Origin of the sequence: Pseudomonas sp. REST10 (genome assembly GCF_029542605.1) — a bacterium.
GTDB lineage: Bacteria > Pseudomonadota > Gammaproteobacteria > Pseudomonadales > Pseudomonadaceae > Aquipseudomonas > Aquipseudomonas khazarica.
In genome coordinates this window covers 2046106-2072429 of sequence record NZ_CP035677.1, presented here as the reverse complement: position 1 = coordinate 2072429, position 26324 = coordinate 2046106, and the positions used below count along the sequence as shown (strand labels likewise).

The following is a 26324-nucleotide window of genomic DNA, read 5'->3' as shown; positions in this document are numbered from 1 at the left end:
TCAGAGGTCCCAGTTACCGATATCGGCGTTCAGCTCGTTGCCGCCCTGTTTGCCATCGGCGCCGAACGAATAGAGATCGAAGGCCCCCTTGGTGCCGGGCGCCAGGTACTGATAGGGATTGCCCCAGGGATCGACGGGCAGGCGCTTGAGGTAGCCGTCCTTGTTCCAGTTCTTCGCCGGCGGGTTGCCGCTCGGCTTGCTCACCAGCGCCTCCACACCCTGCTGGGTGCTGGGGTAGTTGTGATTGTCCAGCTTGTACATGTCCAGCGCGGCACCGATGGCGCGGATGTCGTTCTGCGCGGCAGTGACCTTGGCCTGGTCCGGCCGGCTCATCACCTGCGGCACGACCAGCGCCGCCAGGATGCCGAGGATCACCACCACCACCATGATTTCGATGAGCGTGAAGCCCGCCTGAGATTTTCTCACCTGCTATCCCACCATTTGGTTCAAAGAAAGAATCGGCAACAGGATGGCCAGCACGATCACCAGCACCACTGCCCCCATGAAGACCAGCATGAACGGCTCGAACAACCCGACCAGCAAGGCGATCTGCGCGCTGAGGTCGTTCTCCTGGTTCTTCGCCGTACGCGCCAGCATCTGATCCAGCTCCCCGGAGCGCTCGCCGCTGGCGATCATGTGCAACATCATCGGCGGAAACTGCCCGGTCGCCTCCAGCGAACGGGTCAGGCTACCGCCCTCACGGACCTTCTGCGCCGCCACCAGCACCTCGGCGCGAATCACCCGATTGCCGATCACCTCGCCGGCAATCGCCAGCGCCTCCACCAGCGGCACGCCGCTGCGGGTGAGGATCGCCAGGGTCGAGGCGAAGCGTGCGCAATCGGTGGCGCGGCCCAGCCCCCCCAGCAGCGGGATGCGCAACAGGAAACGATGCCAGCGCAGGCGAAATGCCTCGTCACGCAGCGCGGCACGCAAGGCGATAACCGCCAGGACCAGCGCCACCACGGCCAGCAGCCCCCAGGCCTTGACCCAGTCACTCAGGGCGATGAGCCCACGGGTGAGTGCCGGCAGGGTCTGCCCGGAGTCGACGAAGACCTTGACCACGTCCGGCACCACGTAGCCGAGCAGAAAACCGACGATCAGCAACGACGCGCACATCAGGATCACCGGATAGAGCAGCGCCAGTTGCACCTTCTGTCGCGACTGCTGGCGCTGCTCGGTGTAATCCGCCAACTGTTCCAGCACCGGCCCGAGATGCCCGGCGTGCTCGCCAGCGGCCACCGTGGCGCGATACAGCTCGGGAAACGCTGCGGGAAACTCCTTGAGGCTGGCGGCCAGGCTGTGCCCCTCCAGCACCCGCGCGCGCACCGCCAGCAGCATGCCCTGGATGCGCGAACGGGCGGATTGCGCGGCGGCGGCGCGCAACGCCTCTTCGATAGGCAGCGCCGCCTGGATCAGCGTCGCCAGCTGGCGAGTAACCAGTGCCAGGTCACGTGCCGACAGACCACGGGCAAAGCCCAGGCGCACCTGGCCAGCACCCTGCTCGCGACTGCGCGTGGCCTTGACCTCGAGCGGCGCCAGCTGGCGTTCACGCAGCAGCTGCCGCACCTGCCGGGCGCTGTCGGCCTCCAGCACGCCCTTCTGCTGGCGGCCACTGCCGTCCAGGGCGATGTATTCAAAGGCGGCCATCGGCAAATCGCTCCCGTCGTTCCCGTGGAAGCGGCTTCTGCCGCGATCTGCGCCGACCCGCAGCCGAAGCCGCCGCTACAGCCGATGCCCATATCACGCTCGCCATCATTCCTCTCGCGTCACGCGCAACACTTCCTCGACCGTGGTCACCCCTTCCAGCACCTTGCGCCGACCATCATCGCGAATGCTCGGCCCCAGGGTGCGGGCGTGGCGGATCATGTCCTGTTCGGCAGCGCGACTGTGCACCAGGCTGCGCATGGTCTCGTCGAACACCACCAGCTCGTAGATACCGGTACGCCCACGATAGCCCTGCTGATGGCAGTGCGCACAGCCACGGGCGTGGTACAGCGTCGGCGCCTGATCGAGCGACGCCCCCAGCAGCGCGCACTCGGCCGCATCGGCGCTGTAGGGCTCCTTGCATGCCGGACAGAGCACGCGCACCAGGCGTTGCGCCAGCACGCCGAGCAGCGATGACGACAGCAGGAAGGGCTCCACGCCCATGTCCACCAGACGGGTGATCGCGCCGATGGCACTGTTGGTGTGCAGGGTCGAAAGCACCAGGTGACCGGTCAGCGACGCCTGCACGGCGATCTCGGCGGTTTCCTTGTCGCGAATCTCACCGACCATCACCACATCCGGGTCCTGGCGCAGGATGGCGCGCAGGCCACGGGCGAAGGTCATGTCCACCTTGGTGTTGACCTGGGTCTGGCCGATGCCTTCGAGGTGATACTCGATGGGGTCCTCGACGGTGAGGATGTTGCGCGTGTGGTCGTTGAGGCTGACCAGGCTGGCATACAGCGTGGTGGTCTTGCCCGAGCCAGTGGGCCCGGTGACCAGCAGGATGCCATGCGGCTTGCGCACGGTGTCTTCCATCAGCGCGCGATCTTCGCTGCGCATCCCCAGGTGCTGCAGCGACAGGCGCCCGGCCTGCTTGTCGAGCAGGCGCAGCACCACCCGCTCGCCGTTGGCCGACGGCAGCGTGGACACGCGGATGTCCACCTCACGCCCGCCCACCTTGAGCGAGATGCGCCCGTCCTGCGGGATGCGTTTCTCGGCGATATCCAGCCGTGCCATCACCTTGACCCGCGAGACCAGCAAGGTCGCCAGCTCGCGCTTGGGTTCGAGCACTTCACGCAGGATACCGTCCACGCGAAAACGCACCACCAGGCGCTTCTCGAAGGTTTCCAGGTGAATGTCGGAGGCGTTCTCCTTGATCGCTTCGCCGAGAATCGCGTTGATCAGGCGGATGATCGGCGCGTCGTCCTCCTGTTCCAGCAGGTCCTCGGTTTCCGGCACCTGATCGGCCAGCGACGCCAGATCGAGGCTGCCGCCGATGTCCTCGGCCAGCTGCATGGATGCGGAGTCATGCTGATAGGCCGCGCCCAATGCCTGGGCGAACTCGCTGGCGCTCATCGCCTGCAGCGGCAGGCTGCGCCCGGCGAACCGCTGCGCCTCGGCCAATGCCACCAACTCCGCGTCGGAGCGATAGCCCAGGCTCGGTGATCCATCAGTACTCAGCATCACGACCCCATGACGCTTGGCAAAGCTGAAAGGTAAACGCCGCACAAGAGTTTCCGTCAACATCGCATCCATGATCGATAGCCTCTGCCGGGCTAAACCCGGCAGAGGCATTAGAGTTTCCAGCTGCTGATTGTCTTATTTTGCCGAAAGAAGAGCCACAGGGCTAAACAGGTTAAGCGGAGTGAGCTCCCGTCCGCACTAATTCAGCGGACTGCATACCTGCCAATCAGCAGCATTCTGTATACGCAGGCTCGTACCGACATCCTCCGTGGACATCCAAGCGCGATGCCCACGGAGCTGGTCATCACTACGGCATTACCCAGGCTTCGTTCAACGCTTTCACAAGCCGTTCCTGATCGGCGGCCTTACGCTTACTGGACATGCGGTTCATACCCTTCATGACTGCCAGCAATGCATCCACACGCTCCACCGGCAAATAAGCGCCATCCTCACGCTCGATGCGAGCAATACGATTACCTGGCTGGCTGAACCATTTGACGATGGTGATTCGGTCAGTCGCCCCCTCGAACAGCAACTGCAGATTGCTACCGCTTTTCACCAACCAGATCTGTTGTGGCTCCAGTGCCAGATGCATGACCAGCCGATCGTGATCATCGACCAGGCCGCGATCCTCGATGAAATCACGCCCTCCCTCATAGTGGTAAACATCACTACCCGCTCCACCATACAGATAGTCGTTGCCCATGCCTCCGCGCAGCACATCGTCACCTGGGCCACCGTACAACTGATTGCTCTTGCTGTCGCCCAGCAGAACGTCGTTACCAGCGCTCCCGAACACCGGACTGTTGGAAAACGCCTGGATGTGCGCGATGTTACGCAACTCGCTCTCGGAGAAATCAAAGGTCCGCCTGACGCCTCTGGCACTCTTGGCATGAATCACATTGGCGCCATCCCGGCCATCGATGAGCTCCAGGCGATAGTTGCCATCGAAGCGTTCAAGCTTGATGACATCGTCGCCATCACTACCGAGGATGCTGTCGCTCCCCTCACCGCCGACGAATGTGGTGATTCCGGATTCGGCAGAAACCAGAAAGATATCGTCTCCCCCCTGCCCGTCCAGGATGCTGTTTCCAGAGCCAACCTTGAAGAAGTCCGCCTCCTGGCTGCCGATAATCTGGTCATTCCCTCCTGCGCCGTCGATGAGTGCAATAGCCTGCAGATGGATGCCGGAGAAATTGAGCACATCCTTGCCAGCAGTACCGCGAATGATGTTGTAGCCACCATTGCCGTCGACCTCTTCGATCGAGTTGGCCGCAGAGAACTTGTTGAGCAGCAAGACATCGTCACCTGCGCTACCCAGCAAACGGTCATGACCAGGGCCACCATTGTATTCGTTGAGTTCGCTTGCCTCGCCTCTGAACAAGAACGTGTCATCGCCCGGGCCACCGTTCAATCGGTTGCGCCCGGCACCACCGTCTATCACATCGTTGCCCGCGCTACCGGTGATGACATCATCGCCTGCGCCACCCTCGATCACGTCGATATTGATGAGTTCGGTCTTGCTGAAATCCAGGGTGTTGTCGTTGTCATCACCACTGATGACATTGCGCCCCCCACCACCATCGATACGTTCGACGGTGAACCCTTTGGCGAAGTAGCTCAAGCCGATACGATCGTCCTCATCGCCCCCCAGAATCTGGTCGGAGCCTGAGCCTCCGCTGATCTTGTCGAAGCCTTGATCCTGCCCCGACACCAGGAAGGTATCATCGCCGCCCTCGCCATAGAGTTCGTCATTGCCAGGACCGCCAACGATTACATCACTTGCCCGACTCCCTCGAATCAAGTCATCTCCACTCAATCCATGAATGGACTCGATATTGCGCAGCTCGGTCTTGCGGAAATCCAGGCTGTCAGGTCCTGCCGTTCCCTCGATACGGTTGACACCACCGCTACCGTCTATGAGTTCGACATGGTACTTGCCGGTGAACCGGGTCATGCGAATGACATCATCACCTTCACCACCAAGAATACGGTCGTGGCCACTACCGCCGATGAAATGCTTGGGTGACGGGTCGTTACCCTCGACGATGAACGTGTCATTGCCCGAACCACCATCCAGCGTATCTTCACCGGCTCGCCCAATCAGCACATCGTTGCCGCCCCCACCCACCAGGTGATCGTCGCCAGCGCCACCACTCAGGATATCGTCCTTGCTGGTACCAACCAGTTCACCACCGGCATCGCCCAGCTCGCTGACTGGCGCCAGAGCCCCCGGCTCGATCGTCCAATGCAAACGGTTGAACTGCACAGGCTGATCTGCCGGCTGACTGAGGACGATGCGATCGGGGCTCTGGCTCCGAATACCGGTAAGCACTTTGTCGAAACGCACACGACTGGCGCCGGAGAGAACGATATCCCCCCCCTGCACCGACGCACTTGCAGTGGCGCTGAGCAGGGCTGCGCCAGTATTGAGCAACTCAGGCCGCAACGTGATATCGACCATGCCATCGGCACGGACTGCACTACGAGAAATCACCTGGTAATGGCACACGAACAACGTCTGGCCTTCGACTTCATTGTCCATGGTCGTCAGCACGACATCCTGAGGGTCCAGCCCATCGAAATCAGGGTCGCTGCTGTGCAAAGGCAATAACTGAAGCCCCACAGGTTGAGCCCCATCGATGGCGCAGTCATCGACACCCTGGACGCGGATGCGCTGCGGGGTCTGCCAATTCTCCGCCGTGAAATAGAGGAACGGCGGATCATTGAGCACGCGAGCCTCACTCGGATCATCGACGGCCAAGTTGAGAGTCACGCTGGCCCCCGGCATTGGTTGACGGTCGAGACTCACCTCGATCTCGGCTACCACCTCACCGTACTCATCCAGTTCCAGACTGGACAGCGGGGTAACTCGCACCTCAGGTGCCGGCTGCTGCACGGTGATCGAACAACAGGCTTGCGCCCACACTTCGCTGGTGTCGTCGCGTATCACCGCCTTGATCCGGTAAGTACCTGGCTCGACGCCTGCCAGGGACCACTCGAAACGGTCCGCATCACCGTCAGCGTCTTCATCCAGACCTGAGGCGATCAACACGTCATTGGCATACAGATCGATCTTCGCAGAGCTATCCGGATCCGCATCGACCCACTGGATGACAACCATGCCGCCGCTCAAGACCCGATCTCCGTCCGGCTGCACGAAGCTCAGGGAGGGGGCATCATCAACACCGTTCTCGTTGACGAAGAAACGCAACTCCTCACTCCAAGCCGAATACAGCCCCGTGGAATCCAACGCCCGTACACGCCAGCGATACCAGCTGTTGTCCGTCAATGTCAGAGAGGGAGTCCAATACGCTTCCCCCACAAGCTGGCTGGCCATAGGACTCTCGCCGGCGTCGCTGTACAGCTCGAACTGATAGCTGACCGCATCACCATCAGGGTCACGCACAGGGTGTACGGAAAACCGCGGCCGGATCACTTCGACCCAGGCGCCAGGGGCCGGATTATCGACGACCGGCAGCGCGGGCGACTCCTGGAACTGGTTGACCTGGAAGCTGCCAGCCAGCCACTCCGACTCCAACTCACCATCGCTCGCTCGCGCACGCCAGTGATACACGCGGTTTTCCTGCAACGCCTGCGGCACCTGCCACTGGATACCCTCGGCGCTAGCACTGAACCAAGCGGAGTCGAGGCGTTCTGCGCCGTCGAAACGCTCGTTGTCGTCCAGCTGGATACGATATTGCAACGGTCGACGCTCAGGGTCGGTAGCTGCATCCAGGCGCAACACCACCCCTTCACTCTCGGCGATACGCTGCCCCTGCAGCGGCCAGGCCAAACCAGGCGTACTTGGCGCCTTGTTACTCAGGCTGACACCAAAGAGGCTCGGCTCGCTGGCCGTGATGGCGCCATGTGGGTCGCGCGCGTCGACCAACCAGAAGTAGAACTTGCCGTCCTCCAGTTGTACGGGCACTTGCCAGCTCGTCACCCCATCGGGGCCAGGCAGCAATCCGCTCACCTCCGCCAGGGGTTGCTTGAAGTCATCGTCGTCTTCACCAAACACCCGCACCCGATACGTCAGCGGGTCTTCGTCCACGTCCTGACTGTTGTTGAAGCGGAACACGGGCTGAGTATCAGCCACCAAGCCCATGGGTGTCGGATTGAGCAGCACAGGCGCACTGGGAGCATCATTGGCGGTATTGATGAAGAAACGGCCGTTCAACCATTCACTACTGCCTTTGTCGTTGCTGACCCTGACCCGCCAGTAATAGCGACGGTTGTCATGCAGATCAGCTTCCGGCTCCAGCTGATCGGCCTTGACCACCCACTCGGTGCTATTGCTTCCAGGGTTGATCCCCTCGGATCGTGCCAGCAGCTCGCTCATACCCTCATCGGCATACAGCTCGAACCAATAGTGCAGCCCCTGGCCATTGTCCTGAGTCGGGCTGTTGGATACCCGCAGAGCCGGGTACAGGTCACTGACCTGGGCATTGTCGGCAGGGCTCAACAACTGCGGCGGCAACGGCGTGGCATCGGCCACCTTGGGGTCGGTACGATTGAGGAACTCATCCAGATCGGAAACCCCATCACCGTCGAAATCACCGGAGCCATCACGGTCCAGATTGCCAAAGTGCTCCAGCTCCCAATCGTCATCCAGACCGTCGCCGTCGCTGTCGCCCTGACGAAACACCTGAATGCCAACCGGCAGGCTGGACTCCAGCAAACCGTCACTGGCCTTGAAGTTCACCACATAGCGCCCGGCCTGGCCCTGCAACGGCGCCCAAAGAAAAGTACCGCGCCCCTGACCTTCATCCTTGAAGCTGGCACCCGTGGGCAGCCCCTCGACCGAGAGCATGGGGACAGTGCCATTGGGATCACTGGCACGAACCAGAAAACCTACCTGCCCGCCTTCATGCACACTGCGATCCGAGATGTACTGAAATACCGGGGCCTTGGGTTCCTGGCTCAATTCACCGAACTCGACACTGTACTGAGCATCCGGCTGAGTATCGAAGATATTGAGGTAGTAATTGAACGTACGGCCGTCACCTGCACGCTCCTTGCTCAACCAGGCGTTGTATGGCGACAGTGGCAGACCATTGCTGCGCAGTACACGCTGCAAACCCTTGGTCCCCTGATAGGGATCGGTCACTCGCACATAACCAAAACCTGGCTGAACGTCGACGTCCAGCGTGCGCAGTGTAGAAGCGCCAGACAGGTTGCCGCTCAGGCGCTGCACAGGCGAGCAATCCAGGCAGGGCGCGTTGTCCGCCTGGCCGGTCCGGTCGGATTCGAAGACATAGAGGTCATCCCCGACCATGGCGAGAAAATCACGCACTGCGTCGCGAGCCGGCAAGTCGACCAGCACGTCACGCAACAGAAAACGCGCGTGGGCGGCGTCGAGCAGAGAGGTCAGGCGGCCGCCAAGTTCATCGGGGTGACTGAAGGAGGCGCTGAAATCGATGAACTCACCGGACAGAGTACTTTCCATGATCCAGCGCCCATGCCGATTGCTGCCGGGGGCGATCTGACCGAAATCCAGCAACAGCGTAGGCGCAGCAGGTGCTTCATCGACAAAACTGTTGGTGATGCGGAAATTGATTGCCAGGCCCAGCTCGTTACCGATGATGCGTGGCTGCGCCGACTCCAGCTTGACACCCTTTACCTCGCCACGGCCACTATTGTGGATGCGCACGCCCAGGGTGTATGGCTCTGGCGCCTCGATCTCGGGGGTAAAGGCGTCGTCGGCGATCACCTCACGGGTGAGGAAGTAATCCAGGGTCAACTGAGGTTGGGGTTTGACCGTGATGGTGTCGGGGGTCACCGTCATCGACTCGACCTTGCCGCCGGCGTTATAGCTCAGGGCGGCGCCAACGTTGTAGCGCTTGCCGTCGATACCCTCACCCGCCGCACCGGCTGTGGGGATGATCAGCCAACGCAGCACGCCACTGGCCTTGGCCGGCACTTGGCCATTGGTCACCGAGCCGTCTGCCCCTGACTGAACACTATTGACGTTCTGCGAGTCGTCCAGGCGGATAAAGAAGGCGGCATCCGTAGCGTTGGGGTCGGAGCTGGCCTTGATCACGTTGCCCTGATCGTCCTCGAACGACACCTGCACCTGCAACTGATCCAGGGCAATGCTATCCAGGCCGTTATTGATGCGCATGGTGGCCTCGAAGGCCTGGCGCTCGAAGCTCAGCTCCTGGGCGATCTCGATCAATACCACGGCGCAGAGCTGATCCTCCGCCCAGGCCCCCACACTCCAGAGCGCCAGCAAACCGGCCATCCATTGCTTAACCATCATTCCCCCAACTCCCCAATGGCGGGCAATAGGCCCACCGAATTTAAAAGCGATGATATGTAGGAAGGTTCAAAGACCCGCCATCCAACAGGCACTACGATCACTGTGACCGCCATAAAACCGTAGGGCGGGTTAATCCAGTAGCGGCGAAACTCGGCAAGCTATTTCTACCGCAGCGTCAACTCCGAGAACATGGCTGTTAATCGTGGCCTGTCTCCGTTTACCAGTACCAGCAATCAATCAGCGCGAGTCACGACCCGCCATACTTGGCTCATGGCTGCAATGATCGCCTGTAATAGTATCGCGACACTGAACTAGACTCGGAAATATCCACCCAGAATAAATCAGGATCAATCCAATTAAATATCTGAAACCCTAGGTCACCACCACGCCAAAGAATAACGCTCTGCTCTCCTTCAGTAGAGATTACATCATAAGAAAAACTCGCATCATAAGGTTCAATATAACCCTTCCTCCCCATAGAGGCGCACTCACCGCCCCTCAAAAAATAACGCCCCTTACCATCAGAAAACTCAAGACCTGATAGCTCCGCAGTGCACTTAAAAATATCAACCTCCACCTCATCTCGACTTGAAAAATTCTGATCAAAGGAGAAAGTTAACGACCCATCCACCACCCAAACCCCATCCAACTTCCATGGCAAAGAAAAGCAATAACCAGAAAAACCAAAGAACAATAAAAAGCAAAATACTAACTTATTCATACACACAACCCTGCTTGCCATTTTTCAAAAGTACAATTAGGTGTTAACTCATCTGGAGGTGGAGTCCCATTTCCAGATGGATCAGATGGATCAGATGGATCAGATGGATCAGATGGGCCTCCACCACTCACACAGTTCGAAAGCGCGCCATATTTCGATTCACATTTCACAATACAAGGCCCAGCAAGTAGAGGTTTTCTCCCACACAAAGTGCGACATGCTTTTAACTTAACTAGACAAGGATCATCAACACAAGGCTCCAAACCATAAGGATCAGAAAACCTTACAACCATACTCTTCACATAGATATATCGATCATTTATGCGGCCAAGCAGGTCTGAACTGACCGTGTTGGTAGCTATTCCCCAAACACCAAGCTCTTTATAATCTTTCAATATCCCAATCGGATCACTCTGCACATATCGACCAATTTGCGGGTCATAGTCCCTGAAGTAGTTCTGATACAGCCCCGTTTCTTCGTCGAAGTACTGCCCCGGAAACTTCAGCTTATTATCGATAGTGTTGAGCTGGATTTGCGTCTCTCCAAACGCCTGCGCCTTGGCCCGCCAGGTCACTTCCCCGCTCTTCTCGAACGCCACTTCCGGTGCGCCCAGATGACTGGTGCCGAAGTAACTCACTGCCCATACCTGGGTGTCATTGCGCTGGGCTCGAGTAAACAACGGCTGGCTCATCCAGGGCGCGGTCGGATCGTAGGCATATTCCTGTTTGAGGTTGCCTTGCTGGTCGTATACCCCTACCAGCCCTTCTTCGCTGTAGAGGAAGTAAGTGGTCTGGTTGCTCGGTAGCAAGGTCTTGCTGATGCGCTGGCCCAGGGGGTTGTAGGCGTATTTGACCAGCGGCTGGCCGTTCTTCTGCACTGCAACCAGGCGTTCGCGGCTGTCGTACTGGTACTGCCAGTGGTCGATGCTGCCGCTCTGGACCAAACTGCCGTTTTCCTGCAGCGCGCCCTTTTCGATCAGGTGGCCATCGGCGTTGTAGCGGTAGCCGATGCCGTCATGGCTGGCCAGTTGGTTATGGGCGTTGTATTGCCACTGGCCGATATCCAGTTCGGCTTTGCTGGTTTTTTCATCCAGCCGGTTTCCCACGCCGTCGTAGGCGTAAGCTTCATTGCGTCTGCTATCGCCCTCGGGGTATTGCGCTTCGGTCAGGCGGTAGAGTTTGTCGTAGCCATACTGCTGGGCACCACTCTCAGTCTCGATGGCGGTGATATTACCCACCGCATCGTACTGGTAGCGGTGGCTCTGGATCGGGTTGCCCGCCTGGTCGCTGAGGATACGGCTGGTGTAGCGCAGTAGACCGTCATGGACGATCTGCAGGGCGCTGCCGCCCGGGTAGAGGATGTTCTGCGGCTGCATCCAGTTGTAGTTACCCAGACTGATGCTGCCCTCCCCCGGTATGCTCAGACCGCTCAGTTGGCCATGGGCGCTGTAGCCGTAACTGTAGGTCTGTTGTTCCGGGTTGGTATAGCTCGCCTTGCGCCCATTGGCGTCGTAGCTGTAGGCGAGGGTCTTGCTGAACGCTGGGCTGGCCGTTTTGTAGGTAACAGTCAGTTGAGTCACTCGCCCGAGCACATCGTGCTGGTAGACCGCCTTGCTCTCCTCATCCTCGTAGCTCGTTAGGCGGTTCAGGTCGCTATAGCTGTAGGTGGTAGTGCGTTCGGCGTAACCATTGTTCGCCTGGCCGGCATTGACGAAGTGCTGGGTCTGAATCAGGCGATTGCCATCGTCGTATTGGTACTGACTGACTCGGCCATCCGGGGTGATGCTCTGCTTGAGATTGCCCACCGCGTCGTAGCTGTAGCGGCGTTCGGTACGCGGGGTGCTGTCATCACCTGGTTTGATCTCGGCGATCACTGCGTCGCGGGTATCGTGATGGAACTGGGTGACGCGCCCGGCGGGGTCGGTGACCTGGATCAGGTTACCCCGTTTGTCGTAGGCAAAGCGGGTGATGCCGCCTTCGGCATCGATACTGCTGGTCAGCCGGCCCTGGGCGTCGTAGCCATTGCCGGTGGGATTGTTGGCGGCATCCAGGTGTTGTTCCAGCAGGCCGTTGGCCAGGTAGCGGTAGTGCTCGGTCTGGCTTTTGTCGGTGTCGCCTTCGCGGTATTCCTGGGTCTGGCTTTGGATGCGTTCGCGACTGTCGTACTGGTAGCGCTCTTTGTAGGTCGGATAGTCGATGCCGCTCAGGCGGTCCTTGTCGTACTGGTACTGGATGCGGTTGTCAGCGGCGTCCTGCTGGCTGAGCAAACGGCCGCGGGCGTCGTACTGGCGCTGGCTTCTGTTGCCCAAAGGGTCGATCACCGCCACCAGGCGCTGGTTGGCGTCGTATTCGAACTCGGTCTTGGCGCTGGCGGCGTCGGTGATGCTGATGGGCAGGCCGGCGGCGTTATAGGTGGTAACCATGGCCGCGCCGTTAGAGGCGAGGGTCTGGGTGCGCTGGCCCAGTTTGTCGTACTGGTAGGTAACCGTCTGATCAAGCGGCGTGGTCAGGCTGGTGAGGTTACCAGCGGCGTCATAGCTGCTGGTCCAGGTCTTACCCAGGGCGTTGGTCAGGGTCAGCACATTGCCCAGCACGTCGTGGGTGTAGCTGGTGCCGTGGTTGAGCGGGTCGATGCTTTTGCTGCGGTTGCCCTTGGCGTCGTACTGGTACTGCCAGGTGGCGGCCGGGGTCTCGCCGCTGGCCGGAGTGCTCTGCTCGGTCAGTTGGCCCAGGGCGTTGTAGACGTAGGTGGTGGTGCTGGCTTCAGGGGTGCCGGCGGCGTCGATGCGCTCGATCAGGTTGCCCTGGGCGTCGTAGCGGTACTGGGTCTTGTTGCCGCGCTCGTCGATTTCTTCGCTGACGCGGTTGGTGCGTGGGTCGTAGCTCTTTTTGACCTCACTGCCATCGGCGTACTGGATGCGGATGACCTGGCTGTACTGGTTGTACTCGGTGGTGGTGCGGTTGCCCTGGGCGTCCTGCTCGATCATCTGCGCCACATAGGGCGACGGCGCCCTGCCCTGGCGTTGGGAGATCTCGCGGGTCACGGCCAGGCTGCGACCGGTCAGGCGGTAGGCTTCGGCGATCTTGCTGACGTCGCTGGAGCGGTCGGAGAGCAGGTACTGGCGGATCAGTCGGGTTTCCCCAGCTTCCTGCTGGCGCACCAGTTGGCCCAGGCGGTCGTACCAGCGTTCCTTGACCAGGCCGGCCTGGTCGATCTGCCGTACGTAGTATTCTTCGCTGTTCTGGTCGTAGCCGTAGCTGTATTTGATCCAGCGGCCGTCGGGCTGTTTGATCTCCTGCACGCTGTCGCTCTTGCCTAACACGTAGGTGGTGCGCTGGCCCAGGGGGTCGGTGTAGCCGGCAAGGCCGTTGCCGTCGTAGTGGTATTGCCAGCGCTGGCCGACCACGTCGATCACCGCGCTGAGGCGCTCGCCGCTGTACTCGTAGCGGACTTCGCGGCCGCTGTAGTCGCGAACAGAGGTAAGGTTGGCGCCGGTGTAGGTCAGGGTCACCAGTTGCTCGCCGTGGTGATCCTTGACCCCGATCGCCCGCCCTTCATCGTCGCGCACCAGGTTGACCCGATGGCCCTGGCGGTTCTGGTAGCCGGTCATGCGTCCTTGGGCATCGTAGTCGACACGGTTACCCTGCACGTCTTCCCAGCGGTAACCGGCCAGGCCGCGCTGCAACGCGGTAAGGCGGCGCTTGGGCAGGTTGTTGAAGGTCACGTCCTGGCCCTGCACCGTGCTGTTGGCACGCAGGTAGCTCTGCCCGCCGCGCACCACGGCGTAAGGACGGTCGGCATTGAGGCTATCGGCAGCGCCACCCGGGGCGCTGGGGTCGGCCGGGCCGAGTATCTTCAGGTCCTCCCAGCGCTCGTTCCACACCCACTGGCCGTTCTTCCAGCTGCGCAGCATGCGGATCGGGCTGCCCAGCGCCTGCACCTGCAGATCCAGCACGTCAAGCTGCAGCGCCTCGGTGTTGTAGTGAGGGCCGCGGTACTGGTGATCCAGGCCGGGTTTGGCCTGCAACGCGCCGCTGAACAGGGCCAAAGCCGCCCCCAAGCAAAGGCCCAAGCGGCCAAAAACCTTGCGATCCAATCCTTTCTCCTTGTTAACGGGCATGCCGCGAGAGGCACCCCGAATGATGAAAGCCTGCGCGGCATGCCCCTCATCCGGCGCTTCGCGCCACCTTCTCCCGGTGGGAGAAGGGCATCAAAGAGGGCGTCGCTACGCGACTTTCACGCTAGCCGTAGGGGCGCTATATAAGCCAGCACAGCTGAAAACCCGGGCGGGTAGAGCCGCCCTTTCCAAAAGTCCGTATAAGCCTGTGAATCTCGTTGAGGCGCGGGCCTAACGGCGGGTCTTGACCCGCCGCCCTACGTTTAATCGCCGCCGCCGTTACCGCCGCCGCAATTGCCGTTGTCGCAATCTGGTGGTGGTACGCACTGCTTGGTCGAGGTCAAGGGGGTCGGCCGCGGAATGAAACCATTCCCCCATGAACCGCCCCAACCGCCCCAGCCGCTGGCACCACCACCACCGATACTGCCACCACCACCGCCGCCACAGCTTCCGGTACGCCCATTCGCGCTCCAAGCCACATTGGCTCGCCCCGGAATGATCTGGCCATTGACGCACTGGCTTTCGTAGTTCACCACACCCTGGTAATTGAAACTCCAGCAGCCGGCCGCTCCGTTGAGCTCGTCATCCGGGTCGAAACTCTGCAGCGCCACGATGCGATATGGCACCACCAGCACATCTCCCGCTTCCAGCGTCTCCGGCACCGTCCGTAGGTATTCGATACGCGTGCGCGCATCCCCCGTCGGCAAGCTCGCTTGCACCTTGTCGGCACGGATCAATCCGTAGTTCGTAAGCGTCAACTCACCCTGGAACACATCTCCCTTGCGCATCATCGGCAGGTTGATCGACAACGGCTCGATCATCACCAACGCGGTCGGGACGTTGGTCTTGAACGTCGCGTTGAGGATGATTTCGTAGCGATCCTCGACGGTGATTTCCTTCACCGACCACTCCACGGTGACCAGTTTGCTCATCAGGAAAACCCGCTCATCGCCGACTACACCCGGCTTGATCCACAGCTGCCCCGACAGATCATCGTGATCCCACGCAGAGATACGGTAGCTGTATTCACCGGCAGGAATGTTCTCCAGCAGTACCTGGCCACGATCATCGGTGGTCGCACTGAACTCACTGCTCAGTACGTTGCGGTTCTGCAGCTTGATCTTGGCGCCCTTGAGCCCCAAAACCCGCTGCCCCTGCTCGTTCAACGTGCCGGTGTAGATGTCTTCCACCTGGAAAATCACCCCACCCTGCCCTGACTGGGTAACCGATGCACTCATCGGCACATTGGCCACCGGCGCGTTATCGCTTTCGATGCGCAGGGTGAAGTAGTAGTCGCCTTCCGCCACGGCGGCGTCGGGACTGAACGCGACCCCTATCAACTGACTGGCACTCACAGGCAAATCGCCCAAACGCTCAGCAGTTCGCAGGCTAACCCAGCCAGGTGCTGCGCCGCCCTGCTCATCGAGCAGGCTGACGCGAACGTTGCGCAGCACATCCTGACCCGGGTTGCTAAGGGTTACCTGCTCAACCTGCTCAGCCTCACGCGAGACGCCGGTTCGGATCTGCGTCGGAGCGACTCGGACCAACGGCTGGGCTTGCACAAGCTTGTACTGGATACGCACCTGCCCTATAGGCCGCTCCAGACCGTCGGCGACGATGCGATAATCCAGCAACCCAGACTCAGCCGCGCCGTTGTCCCCACTGATGCGCAGAGTCAAATTGCCGCGTTGCTTGGCAATCAGGTTGAGCGCACCACCCTGCTGCACCTTGAGCCCTGTCGGCAAGCCGCTGCTGCCGTCAGGTTGTACATATTCCAACCTGACGTTCGCCAGCGGTGAGTCATGGCCCGCCTCCACCACCACCGTGACGGTTTGCTCATAGTTACGCGGGAAGCTGGTATTCACCGACGCAGGCGAGAACGCAGCGCCCTGCACCAGGAAGCGTCCATGTTGCGGACGCAGCTGGATACTTGGGTGAATCAACGACAGCAAGTACTCCCCGGAGTCGCTGGAGGCCGTATCGAACACATACTCAAAGACACCTTGCTCGTCGGTATTGACGCTCACCACGTGCTCGAAGCCTCGGACGTTGAGCACCAGCTTCAGCGCCACTCCTGCTAGCGGTTGGGCATCATCACGCCCCAATGCTCGGCCACGAATCGTCACGCTGTCACCCGCCTGCACTTGCTCTGGGCTGATCGCGGTGATTTCTCCTCGATAGGGGGCTTCCACCAGGCTCAACTCATGACTGCTACGCAGACCACCCAACTTCAGCTCACCTGGTAGCCCAGTCTGATAGTGAAGGAAGTCCGCTTCCAGTCGCACTCGTACTCGATCCGGTGCAGCCACCGGTACATCGATGCTGAATGGCCCGGTTTCCAGCACGTCATAGCCCCCTACCCGAGCGACAGTTCGCCCGTCGCGGACAGTGATCAAGCCATTGCCCACGGAGGCTTTGACCGACTGACTCGCCAGCACGTTGCCCTGCAAGTCTTCCAGTATCAGGCGCATCTCGTCCGATACTTGGTTGCCGTTACTGCGCGCAGTGATCAACTCCGTTGCGATGGCGCTAGGGTTCTCCAGACGGACACGAACACTGCCACTACCACCACGAGTGAACTCGTCGGGCAACAACTGCACCAACAGGGTGTTCTCACCTGCAGTGATCGTCTCATTGCGCTGAATGCTGACCGACTCACCCTCTTGTGGTGCCTGCACTATCTCCACACTCAGCGGTACGACACCTGGCAGATCTTTATATCCAGCAACCACGACCGCTACTTCGGACACAGAACCAGCACCAACATCGAAGTAGTCGGACAGATGCTGCTTGACCTGCCCTTCGCTGCTGACGTCGACACGCAAACGCAAACGTTTGACAGCAACGGAGCCACTGTTAAGAACTCGGTAATGGAGCTGATTGAAAACACCTCGCTCGAGTTTTTGCTCAGCTCGCAGCTCTGCTTTCAGAGCAGGTAACAACAACGTATGTGGCAAGCTCTCCACACCCTGAGCATCGACAGCCGTCACGCTGTACTGACGCTCGGCACTAAAGGGCAGCGCGACACGGTGATCAACGAAACTGGTGCTCGTAATCAAGGTCTCGTTGAGCTTCTCCGAAGAGGTGCCGGCATAGACGTTGTAGCCGACCACGTCCTGACCAGAGTGGTCCCACTGCAACTGTGGCGCCTGCCCTTCAGCCAAGTGGACCGACAGGTCACGTACCGGTAGCAGACCGGCATTGAGGTACACACTTGTCGCCGGTGCCGACTCATTACCAGCAGCATCCACTGCCGTCACGGTATAGGCATGCTCGACATCAGACGGGCGACTATCCAGTGCAATGCGCTCCGGAATATCACTCTGCAGCGGAGCGAGCCCCTCGATATCGATAGGCTGATCCTGCCCGACATTGGCACGATACAGGTTGTAGCTAACCACCTGGCCTGCCTCGGGAGCCAACCAGCGCAATACGATTCCTGCACCGTTGAGCTCGATGGACAGATCAGTCGGTGCCCCCGGCGCTTGGCTCAGCACGTCCACCTTGATCGAATCACTGGGCAGACTGACCGCCTCTTTATCATCGTGCTCGCGGATACTGGCCACACGATAGTGGTAAGCCCCATCGGCCAACCCCGCAACCGGCAGGTTGTCCTCGAAGGCCTGTTCACGCACACGCCCCAGGGCGACGAAGTCGCTATCAGCATCACCACGACGATACACCTGGTAGGCGCTTGCCTCCGCCACCTCTTTCCAACTCAGAGCCACTCGCCCCGCCGACAACGCCTTACCGCTCAAGCCTTGAGGGATATCCAGTGGCGGCAGGTCTCCCTTATACACCTGAAAATCACGGCGTCCCAGAATGCGCTCACTGGTATTACCAAGGTCATCGCTGGCCCGATAATCGAAGCTCAGAAGCTGGACACTCTGCTGCCCCGCGTCGACTGGTAAACGGAAACGTCCGGTGTAGATGGGTGCCCCTGGCTGCGACTGGGCATCCAGGCTCAGAGCAAGCGGGCCAGGCTGGCTGACCAATGCCTGGCCATCGAGGCGTGGCGTCAGCTCTGGCAATGCGATCGGGTCCTTGCTCAGGCGCAGAACAACCTGAACCTCTCGCCCCTGATTGCCGTCGACCAGATTTTCCACCGGGCTTTCTGGCAACAGCGACAGCTGCTGCAAGTCAGGCCCCTGTGTGTCCACACGCAAGGTCTTGCCCTCAACAACCTCCGTTCCTTCATTACCCACTGGGTCATGCGCAGAAACCCGCGCATAGAGCAACCCGGACGGTACGGCAGCGCTCAGATCAAAACTCCCGAGGTAAGACAGCGGATCATTCGCCGCCTGAGTCAGACGCACAGGAATCGATGCCCCCTGCGGTACATCCAGGCTGAAGAAGGGAGCGTTACGAAGCGCCTCACTCATGCGCAGGCGGACGTCCACACGCCCAGGCGCAAAGCGTCCATCACCGGAGACCTGCCCCAGACTGCTGTATAGCGCCTCTTCCACCTTGGGTGGTGTGCTGTCTGCAGTAACCGACTGCGGCACCGACAAGGCACTTTGCGAGCCAAGCGTGTTGACGCTGCTGACACGGTAATAGTAGGTGCCATCAGCCGTTGTCTGATGCTGGTAGCTGGAGCTGGTCAGTGCCTTGCTGTTGAGTTTGCTCACCCCTGCATCAGTCACCGAGGTGAACGGCTGGTTGGCCGCGTACAGGTCGTAGCCCGACACTCCGTTCACAGCAGCCCAGCTCAGGTTCACGATACCTTGTGCCTTGGCGATGGCCTGAAGACTCCCTGGCGTATCAGGCAAGGCGCTGTCCAGATTGACGCGCAGTGGTTCACTCGCCGCACCGAACTGCTCCCGACTACCGTAACGCAGGCGTGCGGTAAGTTGGTTATCACCTTCTACCAGGGTCAAAGGCACCTGGGCCTGACCACTGCCGTCAAGCACGACCAAGTCACCCAAGTCGCTACCGTTGTGGCTGATTTGAGCCAGGCTGTTGGCCTGGCCACGAACGATCAGCACCTGCTGCGGCGCATTGGTCTTGCTGGCCTTGCTCTGCAGACTCAGGCTCGGAGCCGCTGGCGGAGCCAGCTCAACCTGCACGGCCACTTCAAGCTGTGATTGGTTATCGAGGGTGTCGTACAGACTCACTTGCAACTGGTGGGGACCATCAGCCACCTGAACCAGACTCCAGGCCTGACGGTAATAGTCACCTGCCCGAGTCGCCATGCCCATGGGTTGCCCGTCAAGGCTCAACTCGACGCGACCAATACCAGATTCGTCCTTGGCCTGAATCCTCAGCTCACCCAACTGAGCCAGCACACCACCTGCACGAATATCCTGATTCGCTGATCCATCATGCCAGGTCAGAGCAGTCAGCTCCGGTCCGTCCGAATCGGCAACAGGCTTGACGCTGAGCGACTGCACTTGCGGATTCTCTCCACCAGATGCATTCACCACCGTAACTGCTACGTGGTAAGCCTTGTTATTCAGCAAGCCGCCGATCGACGTGCTGATCTGCCCTACCCCCACCTTGGCTTTGGGCGACATGCCTTGAATGGAAGTGAACGGCTCATCTGCCACATACAATCTGTAGCCACTGACCCATTCGCTTGGCTGGACGGCTTTCCACTGTGCCTCAAACCGATTGGAGAGCGCTTGCAGTTGCAGATCCTGCGGATTACCCAACCAGGTGATACCTGGATTGCGTACTCCTGCACTCTCGTTGCCATCTCCATCTACTGCGACCAATCGCAGGGGATGAGCCGAACCCGCCGCGAGCCCCGTGAGGCTATAACTCAAGCCATCAACGAGGGCAGGCAGCGGAAGGTCGATGCGCTGTACGCCACCTTCACCGACATAGAGCACATAACCCGAAAGATCACCCGCGAGGTTGACACTGGCTTGCCAGCTCAGCTCGAGCCGATCCTCAAAGGAGCGCACACTGAAGCCGCTCGCGTCTGCAGGAGGCTGGATATCTTGTGGAGTTGCCGCTTGAGATAGCAGCTCATCAACCAGCAAGCCTTGCTGATCCACCGCAACCACTGCGAAGTGTCGCGTTTCTGCGCGCGGCAAGTTCTTCACCACGGCCTGACGCGTCCCTCCAGGCACCGTCATCGTAAGTTGCGCTTCGGCAACACGAGTGAACGGCTGAACGGCTGAATAGATGCGGTACTGCTGGATATCGTTGCCGTTGGCGACTTCATCGTAGTTCGGCCATGCCAGCTTGACTTCGGTACCGCTACCCTGAGGGTCGATACTGAAAAGAACCGGCCCTGGAGCTTCATTGTCGAAACGCACCTGAATGGAGGTACGCGGGCTCACGTTGCCCGCTACATCTCGCTGCTCGAGGGTAAACAGGTTATCACCCGGTACCAGATTGATATCCCAGTTCCAGTTGGTGCCACCTCCCGACATGCTACCAACGGCCTGCTCGGCGGCATTACGCAAGATCAACGAGCTTCCGCTTTCCTTGGTAATGCTCAACCGCAGTACATTGACCGTGGTAACGGCAGGGTATGCCGCCAACACAGGTGCCAATGGAGGGGTGTAGTCAAGCGTGAAAGAAAAGGTCGTGGTACTCAGGTTACCGGCCCGGTCTTTCAAGCTCACAGCAACACTGTACTGTCCCTCCAGAAGGGTGCTGCTAGGCGTCAAGCGAAGCGTGTTGCCTTCCAGGCTCAACTGTCCGGCTATCAGGTCGTTGCCACGTTTGAGTACCAGGCTGCTGTTGGCGAAGTCCAACCCACTCCCAGCCTCGACGAAGCGAACCCAGACAAAGTCCGGCACAGTATTGATAGATCCGCCATGGGAATACTGCTGGAAGCTCGGGCGCGTACTATCGACACTCAGCTTCACCACACTTGCGGGAGACAGATTGCCTGCCGCATCGCGTGCTTGAATCTGCAGGTCACTGTCACCCTCGACAGGAACGTAGTCACTGATCGTCCAGGCACCGTTGCCGAGCGCAACTTGCACAACCCCATTGACCAGAATGGCTGTTTGCGACTCTCGCTCGCCAGTCAGGGTGACACGGCGAACATTGATAGAGTTGATCGCAGGAGCAACCAATGGGCTTGTGACTAAAGGCGCCAATGGTGCCTGACGGTCGATCACGAACTGGCGTACGAATACATCACCCGGCTCGTCTTCGATACCGTTGCCGTTCTGATCCATGCCGCGTCCCTGAACCGAGCGAATACCTGGCCCAACGCGAAGCTCATATAGACCATCACTCAACACCGACTCCAACTCGAAGCGGTAGCGCACGCTGTTCAGGGCAGTGATCGACTGAATGGCCACAGCGCCTTGAGGCCCACTCAACGCTACAGCACTGGCAGTGACCGTTTCGGGGTCGACGGCATTAATGAAATCGACGGTGAAGGCATTGATCTCACGACCGATAGAGCCATCGACGTCGGCTCCAGCAACGGCCGTCGAGACCACACGATTCTCCAGGTGTAGCGAACCCTGCTCGGCTGCTGTAGCACTACCACTGCGAACACCACCCGCAACGCTGATCTGACTCAGTACATCGAAACCCTGGAGCCCGGCGTAATAAATAGCGATACGCCCGCCGCCACCGGAGCCACCAGAGTTACGGCCGGCACCACCATTGGCTTGAATACGCGTAGTCGCGCTCCCCAGCAACACTTGCGTGTCGACCCACAAGGAGCCGCCTGCGCCGCCGCCAGCAGTAGAATTGCTCGGGTACGCTTCCCCATTGGCGAGTAGCTGCCCATCCAGATGCAAGGAGCGCGCTACCAGCTTCAACGCACCACCGCCACGGACCATACCCGAAGTCCCGCTACGGCGACCGCCCATACCGAAGGTGACCGGCGCCAGATAGTCGCCATATACCGCATTCGTCTGGCAACCACCGTAAGACCCGCCCAAGCCACCGTGGCTGCCCCCACAATAGTTGGCGACGTCGGCGCCGGGTATCAGCCCTTTGGCACTGACATCGATACGCGAGCTGGCATCGACTTCGATCTCATCGGCGGTCAGAGTGATGCCCTGGGTGAAGGTTTCCGATGCAGCTGGCGTGGTAATCACCCCACCGTTAATCAAGCGTATTTTTTGCCAGCTTCTATCATCCGAAAGCTCTACGGTGTAGTTATCCACCAGGAGCTCGTCCACAACCTGGTTGAAGGAGCCGCTGAGCTGCAGAGTCGCACCGCTGAAACGGTAACTGCTCGTGCTCAAAGCAAAGCCTGCCTGATTCCAGAGACCAGCGTCCAAACGGAGATCGGCGACGTTCAGGTCAGCCCTTTGCAGCAAATGGCTACCAGCGGCCTGCACCAGCCCTAGCTGGCCAGCCAAGAGCTCGACATTGGCATTGTTGACGGTCAGTTTTTCTTTTAACTCACCTTCACTGCCCAAATCGAGCAAGGTTGTAGCAGCCTTGGCTCTATCTACGCTGGTATTGTCGATAATCAGCTCGGCCTGATCACTGCTCCTGTCGTTCAGATAGAGAGTTCCCGCGCCGCCCTGCTGGTAGCTCCAACTCAAGCCTCCACGGACTTGCAACCGCTGCAACAAAGTCGCGCGATCTACTTCCTGGAAATGCACGGCAATACGCCCACCGCCACCGCCACCACGAGTGCAAGTACCGCAAGTACTCGTACCACCACCATTGGCCTGAATCTTCGCCTCGCTACCCAGCTCGATTGCATCGACACGTAGCAGCAACGATCCACCACTTCCAGAACCTTGGCTCGAAGCGTATTGACCGTTGGCCAGGAGCTGGCCGTCCAACTTCAGCGTCCCTGCGCGCAGCTCAAGCGCACCGCCGCCGCGGGTGAAAGCATTGCCACTCCCTCGGCCACCGCTACCGAAGTTCGTCGGCTCACGAAAGTCTCCATAAGACTCGTTGGTCGAGCCGTTATAAACACCACCGCTACCGCCATAGCTGCCGCCGGTGAATGTACCAATAGCTGTGGTGCCCAACTGCCCTTTGCCGCTGACATCGATACGTGAACTTGCATCCACTTCGATCTCATCGGCGGTAATCACTACAGCCTGGGTGAAGGAATCTGAAGCCACGGGCGTGGTGATCAAACCTCCATTCAACACTCGCACCTTGCGCCAGGTTGCGTTCTGATTGAGTGCAACGGTGAAACCATCCACGATCAGGTCAGTTTGTGCACCACTGAAGGCTCCGCTCAGGTCCAGTGTGCTGCCATCGAAGGTATAACGCTCAGCATTTAGCGCATGGCCAGCCTGAATCCAACTACCGCCTGTCATCAGCAGGTCTGTAACAGCAATATCTCGCACCTGAGTCAGTTGGCTATTGTTCGCTTGCAAGAGCAATACTTCGGCAACATTTAGCGAAGCAGTGCTGTCAGCAAAGGAAACTTCGCCAAGCTTGGCACCGACCAGCTCAATATTGGCATTGATCACTGTTAGTTTATCGGCGAACTCAGCATTGTCGCTCACGTCTAGCCGAGTCGTTGCAGCCCTGGCCTTGTCTATGCCGGTGTTATCAATGATCAATTCGGCCTGCTGAGTTTCCAGGTCTTTGACATACAGAGTCCCCGCTGCCCCCTGCTGATGGCTCCAACTAGGGCCTCCGCGTGCCTGTAATTTTTGTACAAGTGCAACGCGATCCACTGCGCGATAATGGACCGCAACACGTCCACCACCACCGCCACCACGAGTGCAAGTACCGCAAGTACTCGTACCACCACCATTGGCCTGAATCTTCGCCTCGCTACCCAGCTCGATTGCATCGACACGTAGCAGCAACGATCCACCACTTCCAGAACCTTGGCTCGAAGCGTATTGACCGTTGGCCAGGAGCTGGCCGTCCAACTTCAGCGTCCCTGCGCGCAGCTCAAGCGCACCGCCGCCGCGGGTGAAAGCATTGCCACTCCCTCGGCCACCGCTACCGAAGTTCGTCGGCTCACGAAAGTCTCCATAAGACTCGTTGGTCGAGCCGTTATAAACACCACCGCTACCGCCATAGCTGCCGCCGGTGAATGTACCAATAGCTGTGGTGCCCAACTGCCCTTTGCCGCTGACATCGATACGTGAAACAGAATCAACAGATATGGACTCGGCAGCAATCTGCAGAGTCTGCCCGACCTGAGCAGTGATGACTCCCTGGTTACGGACAACGACAGATTCGAAATCATGATGACCTGAAATGGTCAGTTCTGCGCCGTCAACGATCAGCCTTTTACCATCCAGACTGGAATCATAAGCGCCAACAAATCGATTGGTATCAACCAGAACATCACCGACTTCGATAGAGAACTCATAGACGCGCTCTTCACCCAGAGCAACCCCGGCGTTAGAACTTAGCGAAGCGTCAAACACGACCCGATAGCGTCCATCCCTGATACGAGACTCGAATTCAAGTCGTAAATCACGCCCCTGCCCTAGCGCCTTGACAGGTATTTCCACCTCAGTATCTGAATCGGCATCAGAAGCCAAGTAAAGCTTCACTAGCCCATCATCTAGGACCTTCGCAGGGGAGTTTTGATCAGCAAGAGGGGCACTGAAAGAGAAATTTAGCTCTTTCAGACTATGCTCATAAACGGAAGGCAAGGAGTCAGCAACCAGATCGAAAGAGCTTATGCTTGGTTTACCGAAAGCGACACCCTGATCCAGAACACGATATAAATCCTGACAGTCTACGTCCTCACCAAAGCAATCAAACCGAAACTTTTCAACAGCTTCTCCTATAGGAACGAGAGAGGAAAAACCGCCATAAAGGTAACTAAACTCATAAGTATCATGCAAAACACCAAGAGCATCTTCTACCACTTCATACTGAAGGCTTCCGACATCAGATTCATCTTCACCCTTCAGATAATATTCCCCCCGGTAATTAAAAATCAGCCCATCCGTCACCTTGGGATACAAAAATGCAACAAAGGACGATTGGTCCTGCCATACGCCATATAGACCATTTGACCAGCGCTGACTTTGAAGCGGATAGTATCCAACTGCAGCCATCATCAATACAGCACGCGTCATCGTGCTATCGACTGAACCGCCCTCCAACTCGGGATTAGAACAGAACATGGGTGGTTCATTCTCAACAACACTCTTACGCGCCGAAACCGAAGAACGGCTGGCATGCAGCTGCTCGGCTTTCGGCAAGACCATCCTGGTTGGCTGGAGGGGCATGAACTCATGCCATGCGTCATTACGGACAACAATCAATTCATCTATGTCACCCTGAAAACCGCTGACATTCTCTTTCACAAGCTCCGCTTTGGCACTTGAAGAACAGTTACCAAGGGTTATATCCAAACCAGACAGACTGCTGACACCATCAGGCACCTCAAGAGACCATATCTTCTTCAACCCCAAGTACACTTCAACTTCGAAGGGAGCAAAGACAATAAAAAGGCCATCCGAAGGCTTATCAAGCTCAGCCGCTATATGTTCAGAGCGGCTAACGCCATTCTCATCGACGTATGCGCGTAGCCCACCATCACCAAACAAGAGCGCAAACCTGTTACCAACAGAAAACAAGCACTGCCATTCAGGTGCAGCTTCGCCCCAACGATAATTAAAATACCCACCCAGAACGACATCAGAGGACAGCCCCTCCAGAAAACCGGTAAACAAATCAAGTGAATCCTGACCATTCAGGCGCAACGCTTTGCCGGCATGTTCCCCCAAAAAACTAGGCACTGTAACTGGCTCGCCACCAAGATACCTTAGCGACTCATATCCAACCTCGTTGAGACTTCCATCCTCCGCCGAAGCCAGGTTATCGGCAGAAAAATAAACCATAGGATCCAAACGCTTCAGCTGATCTGAAATCTCTGCTGAAACCGCTACCGCAGAGCTCATCCAAAGCATGCTTAAAAGTACAAATTTCTTGAAAAGCAGAGCCTTGCGCAGAACAGATCCGACCGAGCAAACTGCAAGCCCGACAAGACGGCTCAAACGCTGCCCTACCTTAGAGAAAAAAGCAAAAATAACTTGATGCATGCAATTGAAATCCCTTCAGACCAAGGATCATCCTTGATATTTTAAGAACCGTTACAAACGTTTATTTTCTACAGCCCGAACTTCATAGCCGTTCATTGCGGCCGCGATAGCCGCAATATGCGCCCAGCAACGTCAAAATC

General features: G+C 58.7%; 7 protein-coding genes. All 7 read right to left on the bottom strand.

The genetic code is table 11. The features are described 5' to 3' along the window. The 7 genes from gspG to EWH21_RS09645 all read right to left on the bottom strand — a co-directional run bounded on the left by gspG (nucleotide 1) and on the right by EWH21_RS09645 (nucleotide 26184). Nucleotides 1-426: a type II secretion system major pseudopilin GspG gene (gene gspG, locus EWH21_RS09675; RefSeq protein ID WP_277700391.1), complete on the bottom strand. Its 426-nt coding sequence runs from the start codon at nucleotides 424-426 to the stop codon at nucleotides 1-3. Between the two features lie 3 nt (nucleotides 427-429). Then, entirely contained in the window at nucleotides 430-1647 is a 1218-nt protein-coding gene (gene xcpS / locus EWH21_RS09670) for a GspF family T2SS innner membrane protein variant XcpS (RefSeq protein WP_277700390.1), read from the bottom strand. 105 nt (nucleotides 1648-1752) lie between these two features. Further along, a complete protein-coding gene (gene gspE / locus EWH21_RS09665; RefSeq protein ID WP_152488361.1) occupies nucleotides 1753-3240 on the bottom strand; it encodes a type II secretion system ATPase GspE in 1488 nt (495 codons plus the stop codon). Nucleotides 3241-3475: 235 nt separating this feature from the next. Beyond that, a complete protein-coding gene (locus EWH21_RS09660; RefSeq protein ID WP_277700388.1) occupies nucleotides 3476-9430 on the bottom strand; it encodes a calcium-binding protein in 5955 nt (1984 codons plus the stop codon). A 268-nt stretch (nucleotides 9431-9698) separates the two neighbouring features. Then, the gene (locus EWH21_RS09655; protein ID WP_152488359.1) at nucleotides 9699-10151 is read right to left on the bottom strand and encodes a hypothetical protein; all 453 of its coding nucleotides are present in this window, start codon (nucleotides 10149-10151) and stop codon (nucleotides 9699-9701) included. Next, the gene (locus EWH21_RS09650) at nucleotides 10148-14272 is read right to left on the bottom strand and encodes an RHS repeat domain-containing protein (protein ID WP_277700387.1); all 4125 of its coding nucleotides are present in this window, start codon (nucleotides 14270-14272) and stop codon (nucleotides 10148-10150) included. The genes EWH21_RS09655 and EWH21_RS09650 overlap by 4 nt, the downstream gene beginning before the upstream one ends. Nucleotides 14273-14532: 260 nt before the next feature. Further along, nucleotides 14533-26184: an Ig-like domain-containing protein gene (locus EWH21_RS09645; protein ID WP_277700386.1), complete on the bottom strand. Its 11652-nt coding sequence runs from the start codon at nucleotides 26182-26184 to the stop codon at nucleotides 14533-14535. Nucleotides 26185-26324: the final 140 nt, after the last annotated feature.